The sequence below is a fragment of the Pseudomonas sp. fls2-241-R2A-110 genome (genome assembly GCF_030209165.1).
Lineage (GTDB): Bacteria > Pseudomonadota > Gammaproteobacteria > Pseudomonadales > Pseudomonadaceae > Aquipseudomonas.
The window spans coordinates 1-14,077 of the sequence record NZ_JARVSN010000027.1 but is presented as its reverse complement, the minus strand read 5'-3'; the positions used below and the strand labels follow the sequence as shown (position 1 = coordinate 14,077).

General features: G+C 58.8%; 18 protein-coding genes. 5 read left to right on the top strand and 13 right to left on the bottom strand.

The window, feature by feature from the left end; genetic code table 11:
- Positions 1–7: 7 nt before the first annotated feature.
- Both QRN31_RS22285 and QRN31_RS22280 read right to left on the bottom strand, forming a co-directional pair.
- The gene (locus tag QRN31_RS22285; protein ID WP_285434608.1) at positions 8–214 is read right to left on the bottom strand and encodes a DUF6021 family protein; all 207 of its coding nucleotides are present in this window, start codon (positions 212–214) and stop codon (positions 8–10) included.
- A 94-nt stretch (positions 215–308) separates the two neighbouring features.
- Positions 309–980, bottom strand: coding sequence for a peptidase C39 family protein (locus QRN31_RS22280; RefSeq protein ID WP_285434607.1), 672 nt, complete (start codon positions 978–980; stop codon positions 309–311).
- A gap of 223 nt (positions 981–1,203) precedes the next feature.
- Between QRN31_RS22280 and QRN31_RS22275 the strand changes: the two genes are divergently transcribed.
- The gene (locus QRN31_RS22275; RefSeq protein WP_285434605.1) at positions 1,204–1,371 is read left to right on the top strand and encodes a hypothetical protein; all 168 of its coding nucleotides are present in this window, start codon (positions 1,204–1,206) and stop codon (positions 1,369–1,371) included.
- Between the two features lie 73 nt (positions 1,372–1,444).
- On the opposite strand, the gene QRN31_RS22270 is transcribed toward QRN31_RS22275, so the two are convergent.
- On the bottom strand, positions 1,445–2,194 hold the full coding sequence (locus QRN31_RS22270; protein WP_285434604.1) for a TerC family protein: 750 nt from the start codon (positions 2,192–2,194) through the stop codon (positions 1,445–1,447).
- Positions 2,195–2,222: 28 nt separating this feature from the next.
- Positions 2,223–2,465 (bottom strand): hypothetical protein, encoded by a 243-nt coding sequence (locus tag QRN31_RS22265; protein ID WP_285434603.1) that lies wholly within the window; start codon positions 2,463–2,465, stop codon positions 2,223–2,225.
- Positions 2,466–2,600: 135 nt separating this feature from the next.
- Between QRN31_RS22265 and nhaR the strand changes: the two genes are divergently transcribed.
- The gene (gene nhaR / locus QRN31_RS22260) at positions 2,601–3,500 is read left to right on the top strand and encodes a transcriptional activator NhaR (protein WP_285434602.1); all 900 of its coding nucleotides are present in this window, start codon (positions 2,601–2,603) and stop codon (positions 3,498–3,500) included.
- A 4-nt stretch (positions 3,501–3,504) separates the two neighbouring features.
- Here the strand turns inward: nhaR and QRN31_RS22255 are convergent, their stop codons facing one another.
- The gene (locus QRN31_RS22255) at positions 3,505–4,659 is read right to left on the bottom strand and encodes an MFS transporter (protein ID WP_285434600.1); all 1,155 of its coding nucleotides are present in this window, start codon (positions 4,657–4,659) and stop codon (positions 3,505–3,507) included.
- Positions 4,660–4,938: 279 nt separating this feature from the next.
- Between QRN31_RS22255 and sstT the strand changes: the two genes are divergently transcribed.
- Complete coding sequence (sstT, locus tag QRN31_RS22250) at positions 4,939–6,171, top strand: serine/threonine transporter SstT (protein ID WP_285434598.1); 1,233 nt, start codon at positions 4,939–4,941, stop codon at positions 6,169–6,171.
- 77 nt (positions 6,172–6,248) lie between these two features.
- Here sstT and QRN31_RS22245 read toward each other — a convergent pair whose 3' ends face one another.
- The 7 genes from QRN31_RS22245 to QRN31_RS22215 form a co-directional block, all read right to left on the bottom strand.
- On the bottom strand, positions 6,249–6,758 hold the full coding sequence (locus tag QRN31_RS22245) for a DUF1993 domain-containing protein (RefSeq protein ID WP_090185926.1): 510 nt from the start codon (positions 6,756–6,758) through the stop codon (positions 6,249–6,251).
- 72 nt (positions 6,759–6,830) lie between these two features.
- Complete coding sequence (locus QRN31_RS22240) at positions 6,831–6,980, bottom strand: hypothetical protein (protein WP_285434597.1); 150 nt, start codon at positions 6,978–6,980, stop codon at positions 6,831–6,833.
- Entirely contained in the window at positions 6,980–7,921 is a 942-nt protein-coding gene (locus QRN31_RS22235; RefSeq protein WP_285434596.1) for an SdiA-regulated domain-containing protein, read from the bottom strand. Before QRN31_RS22235 ends, QRN31_RS22240 begins: the two co-directional genes overlap by 1 nt.
- Positions 7,922–7,929: 8 nt before the next feature.
- Positions 7,930–9,438: an ArnT family glycosyltransferase gene (locus QRN31_RS22230; RefSeq protein WP_285434594.1), complete on the bottom strand. Its 1,509-nt coding sequence runs from the start codon at positions 9,436–9,438 to the stop codon at positions 7,930–7,932.
- Positions 9,439–9,441: 3 nt separating this feature from the next.
- Complete coding sequence (locus tag QRN31_RS22225; protein ID WP_222587701.1) at positions 9,442–9,720, bottom strand: lipid-A-disaccharide synthase N-terminal domain-containing protein; 279 nt, start codon at positions 9,718–9,720, stop codon at positions 9,442–9,444.
- Positions 9,717–10,457 carry a glycosyltransferase gene (locus tag QRN31_RS22220; RefSeq protein WP_285434592.1) on the bottom strand — a complete coding sequence of 247 codons (741 nt, stop codon included), beginning with the start codon at positions 10,455–10,457 and terminating at the stop codon, positions 9,717–9,719. The genes QRN31_RS22225 and QRN31_RS22220 overlap by 4 nt, the downstream gene beginning before the upstream one ends.
- Before the next feature lie 44 nt (positions 10,458–10,501).
- A complete protein-coding gene (locus tag QRN31_RS22215; RefSeq protein WP_285434590.1) occupies positions 10,502–11,479 on the bottom strand; it encodes an NAD-dependent epimerase in 978 nt (325 codons plus the stop codon).
- 302 nt (positions 11,480–11,781) lie between these two features.
- On the opposite strand from QRN31_RS22215, the gene QRN31_RS22210 reads away from it, so the two are divergent.
- Positions 11,782–12,429, top strand: a complete 648-nt coding sequence (locus tag QRN31_RS22210) for a YceH family protein (protein WP_285434588.1) — start codon at positions 11,782–11,784, stop codon at positions 12,427–12,429.
- A gap of 56 nt (positions 12,430–12,485) precedes the next feature.
- Here the strand turns inward: QRN31_RS22210 and QRN31_RS22205 are convergent, their stop codons facing one another.
- Positions 12,486–13,304 carry a shikimate 5-dehydrogenase gene (locus QRN31_RS22205; protein WP_285434586.1) on the bottom strand — a complete coding sequence of 273 codons (819 nt, stop codon included), beginning with the start codon at positions 13,302–13,304 and terminating at the stop codon, positions 12,486–12,488.
- Between the two features lie 245 nt (positions 13,305–13,549).
- Here QRN31_RS22205 and QRN31_RS22200 point away from each other — a divergent pair, with 245 nt between their 5' ends.
- A complete protein-coding gene (locus QRN31_RS22200) occupies positions 13,550–13,918 on the top strand; it encodes a hypothetical protein (RefSeq protein WP_090185955.1) in 369 nt (122 codons plus the stop codon).
- Positions 13,919–14,077 lie beyond the last annotated feature (159 nt).

Here is a 14,077-nt window from a genome sequence, read left to right as displayed (position 1 = left end):
GTTGAGATCAGTGTCTCAGGTCGCCAAGCGGGTCATAAGGCTTCGCGGGCGTCTTGCCCTCCTCGCCTGGCTTTATGTCTCTGGGCGCCCTGGCAGGGCCAATGGGATCGACCTGAGGATCGGCGAGGTCCGGCGAATCCGGATCAAAGCCCAACTCATCACCTGAGGAATGCTCAGACGAATGCGGGCCAGAGGGGGTATTGGATTGAGCCATGGTCGCCTCCTTGAGACTGGCCCGGAGAAGTCCGGGCCATACCATTTAGAGGCAAGGTACGCGAAGCGGTGCCCGCAACATGACGAACGGAAGCTTACTGCGTGCTCAACGCCTTCTTCGCACGCTCGGCCGCCTGCTCCTGCCCTGCCTGACCGAGATCACTCGCAGCCTTCAGCCAGCGCTGCGGATCAACGTTGGCCGGGATTTGATTGGGCTTCTGGATCAGCACGGCCCAGCCGCCGGCGTCCTTGAACGATGACTCAAACGAGCTGAAGCTCATGAGGTTGCGGTGATTCATTCCAGAGCGCAGCAGCACCGTTTGCTTCTGGCGATTGTAACCGGCAAGGATGGCGTAACGCGGTCCGGCCCACATTGCCGAGCCTTCGGTAAAGCGCACCATCACCGGGTAACCGGCGGCGACCTGGGTCAACAATGCCGGTAAACGGCTGTCGAGGGGATACACCACCATCCCGTACTCACGGGCAAGGTTTTGCATGTTCTGCTGTAACTGGGCTTCAGCGCCAGGCAGGTGCAGGGGTTTTTCAAGCAGCCCCGGCGTAATCACGATGCCTTGCTGCGAGAGCATGCTGGCCAATACCTGGGGGCCGCTTTGAAAGTCTTGTCCCCGATAGAACGTACCGCTGAGTTCAACACGTTCCGGCAGACGCTTGATCTCCGGTGCAACGCTTCCCGCGCAACCCGCCAACCCTGCAACGCAGCCGACCACCAGCAGCGCCGTTCGAATCCGAGAAAATACCCGCTCCATTATCACTCTCTTGTTCAGACGCCAGGCAACACGCTCCCGGCTTGGCCGTCGATCATAGGACGGCGCAAGGCGCCGGTATAGCCTTTACCTGCAGTTGAATGCATTCGATAGAGCGAACAGGTTGGCGATTGCTGACCTTTGGTCAATGGCCGGAAACACAGCAGCGACTAGACTGTCATTTGCAATGAGTGTGCGCCCGCTGCAGGGCAAAGAGGAGGCACTGATGAGCCTGACAATGACAATCGTGATGCTGGTTTCTGGTTGGCTGGCAGTGGCCACCGCCATGTTGTGGGGAGTCCTGCGTGTTACCCGCCGCCATCACCACCCGGCTCAATCGGCGCCCGTGGCGAAGACCGATGAACCGCCTGTGCGCCAAGCGTCGGTGCACTGACGCACTCTGGATTGATAAAAAAACGGCCGCCTGGACTCTTTCGAGCACAGGCGGCCGTTTCGTTTATCGGCGATTAAGCTTGCGCGACAATGCGCTTCTGCCTGGCGCGCCGCGACATCATGTTCAAAGCCTCGATCGTCGCCGAGAATGCCATGGCCGCGTACACATACCCTTTTGGTACGTGAGCACCGAAGCCTTCGGCGATCAGCGTCATGCCGATCATGATCAGGAAGCCCAGCGCCAGCATCACCACCGTCGGGTTGTCGTTGATGAACCGGGCCAGCGGATCAGCCGCCAGCAACATCACCAACACCGACACCACCACCGCAATGATCATGATCGGCAAATGCTCGGTCATGCCGACAGCGGTAATGATGCTGTCGATCGAGAACACCATGTCCAGCATCAGAATCTGTCCGATCGCAGCCGCGAACCCCAGGGTCACAGTCGAGGTCGCCGACTTCGGATCTTCCGGCGCCGGGTCCATGCTGTGATGGATCTCGGTAGTTGCCTTCCACAACAGGAACAGGCCGCCGGCGATCAGGATCATGTCCTTCCAGGAGAACGCGTGGCCGAGGATATCGATCACCGGCTCAGTCAACTGGACGATGAACGCAATGGTGCTCAACAAGCCCAGTCGAAGGATCAGAGCCATGCCGATACCGATGCGCCGTGCTTTCTGCCGATGCTGCTCCGGCAATTTGTTGGTCAGAATCGAGATGAAGATCAGGTTATCGATGCCGAGCACGATTTCCATGACGATCAACGTGGCCAGGGCAACCCAGGCGGCGGGGCTTGCAGCAAGTTCTAAAAGGTATTCCATGGGTCAGTCCTGACTCGTTGTAGACGGTTTAGATTTCCTGGGACGAAGATTCGACTTTCCGCTTGTCTTCGCTGGATGGCTCTTTCTTGCTGACCAGGCCACGCGTGGCATCGCTGATCGCTTGCTCGGCAGCCTTGTGGGTGTCATCAATCGCCTGCTTTGCGCTTTCGGCAGCCTTGCCCATCAACTGCTGCGCGCTTTTCTCGGCCTGGTCGCAACCGGCCAACACCAGTAAAGACGTGATCAGCAGTGCCGTGGTTTTAAGCTTCATGATGTTTTCCTCGATAGAACAAACCGGACCGAACCGATGGCCCGTTGATAGCGAGGCATTCTAGGGAGGCAAACACTTCAGGAAAATTCGTATTTTCAGCGGTTATACTTCGGTTTTTACGAACTGTAGGTCGTCATGCTCAACTACCGACAATTGCATTACTTCTGGGTGGTCGCCAAAACCGGCAGCATCGTGCGCGCCTGCGAGCAACTGAACCTGACCCCACAAACCATCAGCGGGCAGATTTCCTTGCTCGAACAGACCTATGGCATCGAGCTGTTCAGGCGCGTCGGCCGGCAATTGGAACTCACCGAAGCCGGGCGCCAGACCCTGCCCTACGCCGAGCAAATGTTTCAACTGGGTGGTGAACTGGAGTTGATGCTGCGGGCGCAGCCCAACGAACAACAGATTCTGTTCCGGGTCGGCGTGGCCGACGTGGTACCCAAGTCCATTGTCTATCGCCTGATCGCGCCGACCATGGAATTGAGCGAGCCGCTGCGCATCACCTGCCGTGAAGACAAACTCGAACGCCTGCTCGCCGACCTGGCAATTCAGCGCCTGGACCTGGTGATTTCCGACAGCCCGATGCCGTCGCACCTCGATATCAAGGGCTACAGCCAGAAGCTTGGGGAATGCGGGATCAGTTTTTTCGCCACCCCGGCACTGGCAGCGCAGTATGGCCAGGACTTCCCGCGCAGCCTGCACGGCGCACCGCTGTTGATTCCCGGGCCGGAAACCGTGGTGCGCAGTCGCTTGCAGCGTTGGTTTGCCGAACAGCAGATCCAACCGCGCATCGTTGGCGAGTTCGACGACAGCGCGCTGATGCAGGCATTCGGTCAATCGGGCAGCGGGATTTTCATTGGCCCGAGCGTGATTGCCGATGAAGTGAAACGCCAATACGGCGTGGAGTTGATTGGCCAGACCGACGCGGTGACCGAGTCGTTCTACGCCATTTCAGTGGAGCGCAAGGTCAAGCACCCTGGCATTGTCGCCATTACCGAGGGTGCCCGACGCGAGCTGTTCACCGACGTTTGAAGTCTCAGGCGCAGATTTCACGCGGCTTCATGGTCATCAGTGCCATCGCCAACAGAATCGACACCAGGATAAACGCGGCGGCGGCAAACCCCAGCCCCCCCAGGCCGACGCTGTCGATCACGCGTCCGCCGACCATCGCGCCCAGGCCGATCCCGAGGTTGGCCCCGGCGATGTTCAGCGAGGCGGCAAAGGCTGGCGCCTCGGGGGCGGCCTTCATCAAGCGCACATGGCTGACCAGGAACAAGGCCGCCTGGGTCACGCCCCAAATGCCCATCGCCGCCGCCAGGCCAAGTGGCGAGTGAATGTTCGGCACCAACGCCACCATGCCGGCAATCATGAATGCGCAGAACATCATGGACGCGATCAGCGGATTACGATCCACCGCGCGGCCGCCCAGCGAGTTGCCGATCAGCCCGACAGCGCCGAAGCCCATCAGGCACCATCCGACCACCGTGCCGTTGAAACCGGCCAGGCGCTCAAGGATGTCCGCCAGGTAGGTGTAAGCGGTGAACATGCCGCTGAACACCAGGATCGACAGCAACACATGCCCCAGCATCAATGGGCTGCGCAGAATCTTGAATTGAGAACGAAAGCTCACCTGATGTTGATGCAGGTTGGTCTTCGGCAGGTAGACAAACAGCAACAACGCCTTGGCAAATGCGATCACCGCCAGGATACCGAAGGCACTGCGCCAGCCGAACGCATCGGAAATCAGCGTGCCGACCGGAATGCCGAACACCGTGGCGCAGACAATGCCGAAGCCGATCTTGGCGATGGCGCGCCCGGCATAATCAGGCCCGACGATGTCCACCGCCGTTTCACTGGCCAGCGCCCAGAACACCGGCAACCCTAGCGCCGGGATCAAGCGGGCGATGGCCATCACCCAGATGTTCGGCGCAAATGCGGCGAGAGTGTTGGCCAGGCCGAACATGATCAACACCGAGATGAACAGTTTGCGCCGCTCGAACCGGGCGAAGTACGCGGTCAGGAACGGCCCGAACGCGGCGACGGTGAATGCGAACAAGGTCACCAGCAAACCCGCTTGGGGGATGCTGACGTCCAGGTCTCGGGCGATCGCCGGCAGCAGGCCGACGATGATGAATTCCGTGGTCAGCACGGTAAAACCCGCGGCAGACAACAGAAGAATGGGCAACAGCATGCAGAACTCCAGAAAACGACAACACCAGCGATGACCCGAAGGCCCACTGGCATGACTTGAAAATGAGGATGGCGAATCTTAACAGAGTGTTTCCAATCAGGGTTGCACGAACCTGCCTATCTCGTTGATCACGCGGGCGGCAGATCGTCACAGGTCTGAAGGATCAAGAGCACGCTGTGATAAAGTCCGCGCCCTGCGATACGTACACCCTGTTCATCGGCCATTCATTGGCATTGATGTCGCAACACCCCCGCACCTAATAATCAGAGATGCCGTTTTATGACTGCTTCATCCCCTTCGCTATTGCAACGCCTGAAACGCTTGAGCCTGGTCTCGCAAATCGTTATCGGTCTGGTCGCCGGGATTGCCTTGGCGTTGTTCGCGCCGGACGTGGCGAAGTCCACCGCGTTCATCGGCAAAGTGTTCGTGTCGGCACTCAAAGCCGTCGCCCCAATCCTGGTGTTCGTGCTGGTCATGGCCTCGATCGCCAACCACAAGCACGGCCAGGAAACCCATATCCGGCCGATTTTGTTTCTGTACCTGCTGGGTACGTTTGCCGCCGCTGTCGTGGCAGTCGTTGCCAGCACGTTGTTCCCGTCGAGCCTGGTACTGGCCACGCATGATGTCGCGGTCAGCGCGCCGGGTGGCATCGGCGAAGTGTTGCAAAGCCTGCTGCTGAGCGTGGTCGACAATCCGGTCAGTGCGCTGATGAACGCCAACTTCATCGGCATTCTGGCTTGGGCAATCGGCATGGGCATTGCCATTCGCCACGCCGGTGACACGACTCGCGAAGTGCTGGGCGACCTGTCCAATGGCGTGACCTTGATCGTGCGCCTGGTCATCCGTTTCGCGCCGCTGGGGATCTTCGGCCTGGTGGCCTCGACGCTTGCCACCTCGGGTTTTGGCGCCTTGATCGGCTATGCGCACCTACTGGCCGTGTTGCTGGGCTGCATGCTGTTCGTGGCGCTGGTAATGAACCCAGTAATTGTGTTCTGGAAGTTGCGTCGCAATCCCTATCCGCTGGTGCTGACCTGTCTGCGGGAAAGCGGTATCACCGCATTTTTCACCCGCAGTTCGGCGGCGAACATCCCGGTCAACCTGGAACTGAGCAAGCGCTTGGGCCTGCACGAAGACACTTACTCGGTCTCGATTCCGCTGGGCGCCACGATCAACATGGCCGGCGCGGCGATCACCATTACCGTGCTGACGCTGGCCGCCGTGCACACACTGGGCATCGCCGTCGACATTCCGACCGCCATCCTGCTGAGCGTCGTTGCGGCAATCTGTGCCTGCGGCGCATCTGGCGTGGCCGGCGGTTCGCTGTTGCTGATTCCACTGGCGTGCAGCCTCTTCGGCATCCCGAGTGAAATCGCCATGCAGGTGGTGGCGGTCGGTTTCATCATCGGCGTATTGCAGGACTCGGCGGAGACGGCGCTGAATTCTTCCACAGACGTGCTGTTCACGGCTGCCGCTTGCCTGGGCGAAGAACAGAAAGCGCAGCGACTGGCCTGACACCTCGCACCCACCGAGAAAAACAAAAAAGCCCGCCAAGGTTTGCACCTTGGCGGGCTTTTTAATACCTGGACGGTTTAGAACGCGCCCATGTAATCGCGCTTGCCCACTTCCACACCGTTGTGACGCAGCAGTGCGTAAGCGGTGGTGACGTGGAAGAAGAATTGCGGCAGGCCGTAGGTCAGCAGGTAGGCCTGGCCGGTGAAGCGCTTCTCTTTCGGCGTGCCCTGACGGGTGATGATCTCGATGCCTTCCTTGCCATTGATCTGCTCAGGCTTGATCTCGCCGATGAAAGCCAGAACCTTGGCGATCAGGGCTTGCAGCTCAGCGAACGTGGTTTCGCTGTCGTCATACTTCGGCAATTCGACCTCAGCCAGGCGTGCGGAAACGCCTTTGGCGAAATCAACGGCGATCTGCACCTGGCGCACTAGAGGGAACATGTCCGGGTACAGGCGCGCTTGCAGGAAGGCGTTTGGGTCAATGTTCTTGGCGGTGGCGTGGGCTTCGGCCTTGTTCAGAACGTCGCTCAGGGCATTGAGCATTTGTTTGAAAACCGGAACCGATGCGTCGTACAAGGAAATGGTCATGGCAGTCTCGTGTGATGACAGGAGTGAATCGTGGGGCGATTATAACGGTGCACCGCGGTTGCGGCGGGTCTTTTATCCGGCGTCCACCAGAGGACTCAACGGCAATCGGCCCCATGCGAGGAACGGCGCACTGCCAAGACCCGAGAAAAACAACAACACGATCGCAACGGCGACGAGCAAGGTGATATTACAGGTCAAAAACCGACTGTAATCCAACTTCATCAAAGCTTCTGCGCACCAACTCCCGGAGTATCCTTGGCGTTGGTGAACCGATAGAACAGGTTGGGCTCGCTGACGATATAGAGCTCGCCATCGGCGTCCATGGTCATGCCTTCGGCTTGCGGCACATTTTTCTTGAGGTCACCCGTCAGGCTGAGCAGGGACATAATGCTGACGAAATTACCCTTTTCGTCCAGTTCGGTCACGTTATTGGACTCTTCGCTCAACATCAGCAAATGCCCTGTTCGCGGATCGTAAAAGCATTCGGAAAGGTCCCGACTGAAAACACTGCGATCCACCCAGGAGGTCAGGTCATCAATGCGAATCTGCAATGACCCACCCAGGGAGGCGAGCATGCCCGTGACCGAATACAGCTGCCGCGGGTCGCGCTCCTTGACCGCCAGGACACGATCATTGGCCACGTCATAGGTCACGCCCTCGAACCCTTTGTTGTGGTTGCTCAGGTTGACCCCGATGGCGAGGAACCTGGCGTCCTCCGCGTGGATGGGGCCCGGGGTGTCGGGCAAGGTGATGATGTCCAGTTGCTGCTTCGCTTCGTCGGCGATCACCACCCGTCCGCCGCCGATATAAGCGATGCCCTCGGTGTCCTGAAACCCGATCAGCGGATAGTGCTCAAGCACTTCACCTTCACGGCTCAACGCCAGAATCTCCATGGGCGCGCCGTTGGTAATACCCAGCATGCGCCCGCGATCGAAATCATAGGCAATGCCCGACAAATTGGTCACGCCGGGAAGTGGCTTGGCGTCGATAACCGACCGGTAGTCCGGCAGCCAGATATTTTTTTCCGGGGCCTGATTGCCGTACCACTTGTTGTGCCAGTGCCCATACAACTGCGAGTGCCAGGAAAACCGCAGGCAAGCCGCGAAAAGCAGTGCCAACGCTACAACAAAAACGATCACTCCTGCCTTCCAGGGCTTGCTCATGTTCTTCCTTAGTTCCAAGTAAAGCGATACACGTGGTCCGGTTGTACTGCGTGGCATTTGCCGTTATCGGCATCGGCGCCAATGATCGACCACTCTGCACGGGATGTCTCGCCGAGTTCACGTGCGCCCTGGGGGTTGAAACACTGCTCCAGCAACTCGTCCGGCACCAATGCGTAAGCCTGAGGGTGTTCACGCAGCCACTGCGCGGCCTGCTCGACCGTGGAGCTGGCCATGCCGAAATGCACGATCGGCTGGCGGGCGTACAGCCAGTGGCCCTCGCGCCACTGGACCATGACCAGATCTGCACCGTTCGTCATGGTCGCCGCCTGCGCCATGATTTCTTTATGAGGGTTAGCGCCCTCCTTTATCGGCTCGATAAACCCACGGGCGAACCAAAGTACGAACCAGCTCACCACCACCGCCTGAAAAATCCGTCGTCCGCGCGGGCGCTTGGCGAACCAGCGCTTGAGCAACCAGGGAATCAGCGGCGCCGAGACCAGCACCAACCCAGGCAGCGCCGGGTAGATGTACAACTTGCGTTTGCCACTGGCCAGACAGAAAAACAGCACGACCAGCGCCACCCAGCCAAGCAGCACCAACACTCGACCGTCACGCTTGGCAAGCTGCCTGCGCCAGGCAGGCACCAGCCACGGCAGGACCAGGACCAGCGGCAACCAGTATTGGGGAATTACGTTGACGAAGAAATACCAGAACGGCTCTCGATGGTCCCACGCAGCGGCATAGCGCCCCGCGGTCTGGCGCAACAGGATCTCGCGCGCATACGCCACCTCATCAGCCGAGCCATTGAGCACGATGGACAAGGCCAGCGGCAGCAACCAGATGGCGATAGCGCCCAGGAAGACCAAAAAGCCCAGCGACCACTTGCGCTTTTCGCCGGGCATGGCCACTACGCCCGACCAACCTTTGCGCACCGCATAGGCATATGGAATCAGCATCAGCGCCGGAACGAAGCCGACCCCTTTGGTGATGACGCCAATGCCCATCGCGGCGCAGCCTACGTAAAACCAGCGCCAGGCCGGCCCGACCAGCAAGTGACGCGCCACCCCGTACATGCCCAGGGACGTGAACAGAATCAGAAAGCTGTCGATCTGGCCGGTGCGCAGGATGCTGTAGGTCTGATACGTGGCCAGGTACAAGAGCGCCGCCGTGCGACCGATGCGCTGATTCCATAGCCGGCGGGCCAGGTCGTAGACCATGGCAGTGACCGTCACAGCCGAAAAAAGGCCGGGTATGTACAGGGCAATATCAGGTTTGCCGGTGAGCCAGGTGAAGAACGCCACTGCCCACATGAAAATGGGCGGTTTATCCCCGTAGATTTCCCCGGCGCGGTGAGGAATCAGCCACGAACCGTTATGCAGCATCTCGAGCGCCACACCGAGGAAGCGCTCCTCATCCACGTTCAGTGGCTGACGCAGCCCGAGTCCTGCACCGATCAACAAGAAAGCAAGCAGCATCAAGCCCAGGCATTCAACCCGGGGAGAAAGGGATCTGCGCATGATTTATTCCTTCGGGTGCCTGCTTTTCGCAATCAATTGCAGGTTGCGGAAATAGACGATGGAACCGAACGCCTGACCGGCGATGAACACCGGGTCTTGTCGGTAAATCGCATAAAAAAGCAGCAAGGTGCTGCCGACGATGCTCAGGTACCAGAAGCTCACCGGAATCACACTGCGTTTCTTGTATTCGCTGTACAGCCACTGCAAGACAAAACGACCGGTAAAAGCGATCTGGCCGGTAAACCCGACCACCAGCCACAACGTTTCTCTTGAGAGATTCATTCCTGAACCTCCTGGGCATCGGTATTGAGCCGAGTGCGCTTGATCAGCCACCAGACGCCGAACAGATCGAGAATGCCTACCAGGGCACGATCGAGATTGCCGTACTTGGACACCCCGGCGGTGCGGGCCCGGTGGTTGACTGGATGGACGACCATTCGGCCGTTTTGGCGCTGGATCAGCGCAGGAATGAACCGATGCATATGGTCGAAGTACGGCAGGCGCAAAAACGCCGCACGCTCGATCACTTTCAACCCGCAACCGGTGTCAGGCGTGTCGTCCCTGAGCAGGCGGCGACGCAGGCCGTTGGCAAATCGCGACGCCCAGCGCTTGCTTGCCGTATCGCGACGATTGACCCGATGCCCGGCGACCAGTTGCAGGTCGGCGACACCCTGCTGGCTGCGTACCAGCGCCAACATTCCGGGAATGTCCGCCGGATCGTTCTGGCCATCGCCATCGAGTGTTGCCAGCCATTGCCCACGAGCAGCCTGAGCCGCGTGGTAGAGCGAGGTACTTTGGCCCAGCGAACGGTCATGATGCAGGATACGCAATTCGCTCAAGCCGCCATTTCTGATCTGCCCCAGCTCCTGCAACGTGGTATCGGTGCTGCCATCGTCGACGACTATGATTTCATAACGCTCACCGGCCAAGGCAACACGAATTTCCTCAATCAAAGGCACCAGGTTGTTTGCTTCATTCTTTGCTGGAATCAGCACGGATACAAAAATGTCATGGCTCATACAGGCCCTCTTTTTCCTTGGTTTTTTTATCAAGGGCGAACGAATTACACCTGATAAAAGTGGCGATACCACTTCACGAATTCTTTGACGCCGGTTTCAACGGCGACCTGTGGACTGTAATCGACCCAGTTGGACAAGGCCGAAACGTCGGCCCATGTCTTGACCATGTCGCCTGCCTGCATTGGCAAGAAATTGCGTTGCGCTTTCACCCCCAGTGCGGACTCCAGACAATCGATGAAGTCCAACAGCGCGACCGGTTCGCCGCGCCCGATGTTGAAAATCCGGTTGGCACCCTCAGCCGATCCTTGCGCGAGCGGCGGCCGGGTGCGCAAACGGGCGATGCCTTCGACGATATCATCGATGTAGGTGAAGTCACGCGACATCAGCCCCTGGTTGTAGATGTCGATCGGCCTGCCGTTAAGAATCGCTTCGGTAAACTTGAACAGCGCCATGTCGGGACGCCCCCAAGGACCATAAACGGTAAAAAACCGCAGGCCGCTGGCTTTCATCCCATAGAGATGGCAATAGCTGTGCGCCATCAACTCATTGGCGCGTTTGCTGGCGGCATACAGGGAAATCGGATGGTCGGCGGCATCTTCAACGCAGAACGGCATTTTGCCATTTGTGCCATACACCGAGCTACTGGATGCATAAATCAAATGCTCGGGGCGATGATGCCGACAGGCTTCCAGCACATTCAGAAAACCGGTCAGGTTCGATTGCGCGTACACATCCGGGTTGTCCAGCGAGTAGCGAACGCCTGCCTGGGCTGCCAAATGAATGACGTGGGTGAATGAACGCTCTTTGAACAGCGCCATCAACGCCGGTTTGTCGACGATATCCAGTATCTGGAAGTGAAAGCCCGGCAACGCCTCCAGTTCCTTGAGCCGAGCCTGTTTCAGTTCGACGCTGTAGTAGTCGTTGAGATTATCGATACCGACGACTTCAAGACCTTCACGGCACAAACGCTGAACCGTGTGATAACCAATAAAACCAGCGGCGCCGGTGACCAGAATGGTCATAGCGAGGCCCCGCCGATAAGCGCATTATCGGGGGACAATGACAACGTCAATTTCATGCCTTGCTCCAGAGTGCAGTCACAGACCCGTGGCATCGTCGATATGCCGGGGCCCGCGTCCTTGTGCGGTTAGGCCCGCGACCCCGCATACGGTGCCCGCAGAATTGTAAAAAAAACGTTAACGAATTATGTAGATTTCATGGCTTTAGGCAAGCGTGAGCAACAAATTTGGTTGCCATCGGCGCCCGCCGATCTAAAGTGCTCGCCAGCGGACTAACAATATGAATCGGGTAAGGATGCAGCATCATGAGTATCGAGCAAGAGACGACGTTTGACGAGCCTCGGCTCAACAGCACGGAAATCCGGATTCTGGGGTCACTGATCGAAAAACAGGCCACCAGCCCGGAAACCTACCCACTGACCCTCAATGCTCTGGTGATCGCCTGCAACCAGAAAACCAGCCGCGAACCGGTGATGAACCTCACCCAGGGCCAGGTCGGCCAAAGCCTGCGCGCGCTCGAAGGCCGAGGCTTCACCAAATTGGTCATGGGCAGTCGCGCCGACCGCTGGGAGCATAAGGTCGACAAGGCGCTGGAACTGGTGCCGGCGCAGGTGATCCTGACGGGGCTGCTGTTCCTGCGTGGCCCGCAGACAGTCAATGAGCTACTGACCCGCAGCGGGCGCATGCATGAATTCGAGGACGCCGAACAGGTCGTGCATCAACTGGAGCGCTTGATTGCTCGTGGCCTGGCCCTTCTGATTCCGCGTCAGGCCGGGCAGCGGGAAGACCGCTACATGCACGCCCTGGGTGATCCGGCGGATATCGAAGCCATCCTCGCCGCCCGGCAGAACCCGGTCGAACGTGGCACCGGTAGCGGCGTGTCGATTGAGCGAATCGAAGAGCTCGAAGCGCGCATTGCAGCGCTGGAAGAGCGCCTGGCCCGTCTCGAATAACCCGACGATAAAGCTCCAGACGTGCGAACGAGCGCGGCACTCGCGGGCAAGTCGGGTCAGCTACGGGCAAACTCCACGGCCCTTTGAAACTGTTCCTCGGTCGGACGCACGCCGGTGTACAGCACAAATTGCTCCAACGCCTGGATCGCAATCACCTCCAGCCCGGTGATTACCCGCTTGCCTTCGGCTCGAGCGCGCACGATCAGCGGTGTTTCCGAGGGGATCGCCACCACATCGAAGACAGTTTCGGCTGTAGCGATGGTTTCAGCATCAAAGGCCAGTTGATCGGCCTCCGGGCCGCCGCTCATGCCAATCGGGGTGACATTGATCAGCATTTGCGGGTGTCGGTCGCCCAGTTCCGCCTGCCACTCATAGCCCAATGACTGCGCCAGCGCACGCCCGGCGCGCTCGTTACGGGCGACAATCAGGCCGTTTTTATAGCCGCCATCGCGCAAGGCGCTGGCCACGGCCTTGGCCATCCCGCCGCTGCCGCGCAGGGCAAAGGTCGAGTCCTTGGGCACTGCGTGGCTGTCGAGCAATTGCGCGATGGCAATGTAATCGGTGTTGTAGGCCTTGAGGTGGCCGTCGGTGTTGACAATGGTGTTGATCGATTGAATGGCCGCGGCGGACGCATCCAGCTCATCAACCAATGCGATACACGCCTCCTTGAACGGCATCGACACCCCGCAACCGCGAATACCCAACGCCCGGATACCGCCGACCGCACCCGGCAAATCCTGACTGCTGAAGGCCTTGTAATAGAAATTCAGGCCCAGTTGTTCATACAGATGATTGTGGAACCGCAGGCCGAAGTTACCGGGGCGCCCGGAAAGCGACATGCATAACCGGGTGTCTCTGTTGGGGTTCATCTGCATGAAACTTCTCCTTCAATAGCACTTTCAGATGGACGGGATTAGCCATTCCATACGCTGTGTTCGATCATAACGGCGGGTCCGCACAAGGTATCGCCGGACCGTCAGCAAACCGGTACAGACCTTACACAAAATTTACCAATCGGCTGTGCTGATTTTGAAAAAAACGCTGTCTTAGATGTATCCCCGCGACAATCCTTGGGTCTATTGCAGAGCCAAGCGCCGGGTCGAAGAACCGAGGAATTATCATGATCCGTAAAATCCCCACAGTAGCTTTGCTGATTGGCGCACTCGCTATCGCAGGGCAAGCGCAAGCCCATGGCGGCGGTGGCGGTTGGCAAGGTCCAGCGGTATTTGGCGCGATCGTTGGCTCGGCCATCGTCGGTTCGGCCATTATCAACAGCAACCGGCCTGTTTATGTGGAACAACCGGTTTACGCGCAGCCGCAGCCGGTCTACGTGCAACCGGCGCCACCGGTTTACTACCAGCCGGCACCGGTCTACGTGCAGCAACCGGTCTACTACGCACCACCGCCGGTTTACTACGGACCGCCACGTGGCTATTACGGCCCACCGCGTGGTTACTATGGCCCTCCCCACGGTTATGGCCGCTGGTAACAGGCTCATAAGGCCCCGCCTCATCAGCGTGATGCTGTTCACTTAAGACTGTTTTTGGGTTGGGGTTGAGGTTGAGGTTGGGGGCATATCCGTTTTTGGGGTAGTGGCGGCTATTGGTTCCGCCTTTACGGCGGGTCACTTGGAGAAGCGCCAAGTAAC

Coding starts and splice junctions, on each gene's coding strand:
- QRN31_RS22285 (WP_285434608.1), bottom strand. CDS start 214: ATGGCTCAATCCAATACCCCCTCTGGCCCGCATTCGTCTGAGCATTCC.
- QRN31_RS22280 (WP_285434607.1), bottom strand. CDS start 980: ATGGAGCGGGTATTTTCTCGGATTCGAACGGCGCTGCTGGTGGTCGGC.
- QRN31_RS22275 (WP_285434605.1), top strand. CDS start 1,204: ATGAGCCTGACAATGACAATCGTGATGCTGGTTTCTGGTTGGCTGGCA.
- QRN31_RS22270 (WP_285434604.1), bottom strand. CDS start 2,194: ATGGAATACCTTTTAGAACTTGCTGCAAGCCCCGCCGCCTGGGTTGCC.
- QRN31_RS22265 (WP_285434603.1), bottom strand. CDS start 2,465: ATGAAGCTTAAAACCACGGCACTGCTGATCACGTCTTTACTGGTGTTG.
- nhaR (WP_285434602.1), top strand. CDS start 2,601: ATGCTCAACTACCGACAATTGCATTACTTCTGGGTGGTCGCCAAAACC.
- QRN31_RS22255 (WP_285434600.1), bottom strand. CDS start 4,659: ATGCTGTTGCCCATTCTTCTGTTGTCTGCCGCGGGTTTTACCGTGCTG.
- sstT (WP_285434598.1), top strand. CDS start 4,939: ATGACTGCTTCATCCCCTTCGCTATTGCAACGCCTGAAACGCTTGAGC.
- QRN31_RS22245 (WP_090185926.1), bottom strand. CDS start 6,758: ATGACCATTTCCTTGTACGACGCATCGGTTCCGGTTTTCAAACAAATG.
- QRN31_RS22240 (WP_285434597.1), bottom strand. CDS start 6,980: ATGAAGTTGGATTACAGTCGGTTTTTGACCTGTAATATCACCTTGCTC.
- QRN31_RS22235 (WP_285434596.1), bottom strand. CDS start 7,921: ATGAGCAAGCCCTGGAAGGCAGGAGTGATCGTTTTTGTTGTAGCGTTG.
- QRN31_RS22230 (WP_285434594.1), bottom strand. CDS start 9,438: ATGCGCAGATCCCTTTCTCCCCGGGTTGAATGCCTGGGCTTGATGCTG.
- QRN31_RS22225 (WP_222587701.1), bottom strand. CDS start 9,720: ATGAATCTCTCAAGAGAAACGTTGTGGCTGGTGGTCGGGTTTACCGGC.
- QRN31_RS22220 (WP_285434592.1), bottom strand. CDS start 10,457: ATGAGCCATGACATTTTTGTATCCGTGCTGATTCCAGCAAAGAATGAA.
- QRN31_RS22215 (WP_285434590.1), bottom strand. CDS start 11,479: ATGACCATTCTGGTCACCGGCGCCGCTGGTTTTATTGGTTATCACACG.
- QRN31_RS22210 (WP_285434588.1), top strand. CDS start 11,782: ATGAGTATCGAGCAAGAGACGACGTTTGACGAGCCTCGGCTCAACAGC.
- QRN31_RS22205 (WP_285434586.1), bottom strand. CDS start 13,304: ATGCAGATGAACCCCAACAGAGACACCCGGTTATGCATGTCGCTTTCC.
- QRN31_RS22200 (WP_090185955.1), top strand. CDS start 13,550: ATGATCCGTAAAATCCCCACAGTAGCTTTGCTGATTGGCGCACTCGCT.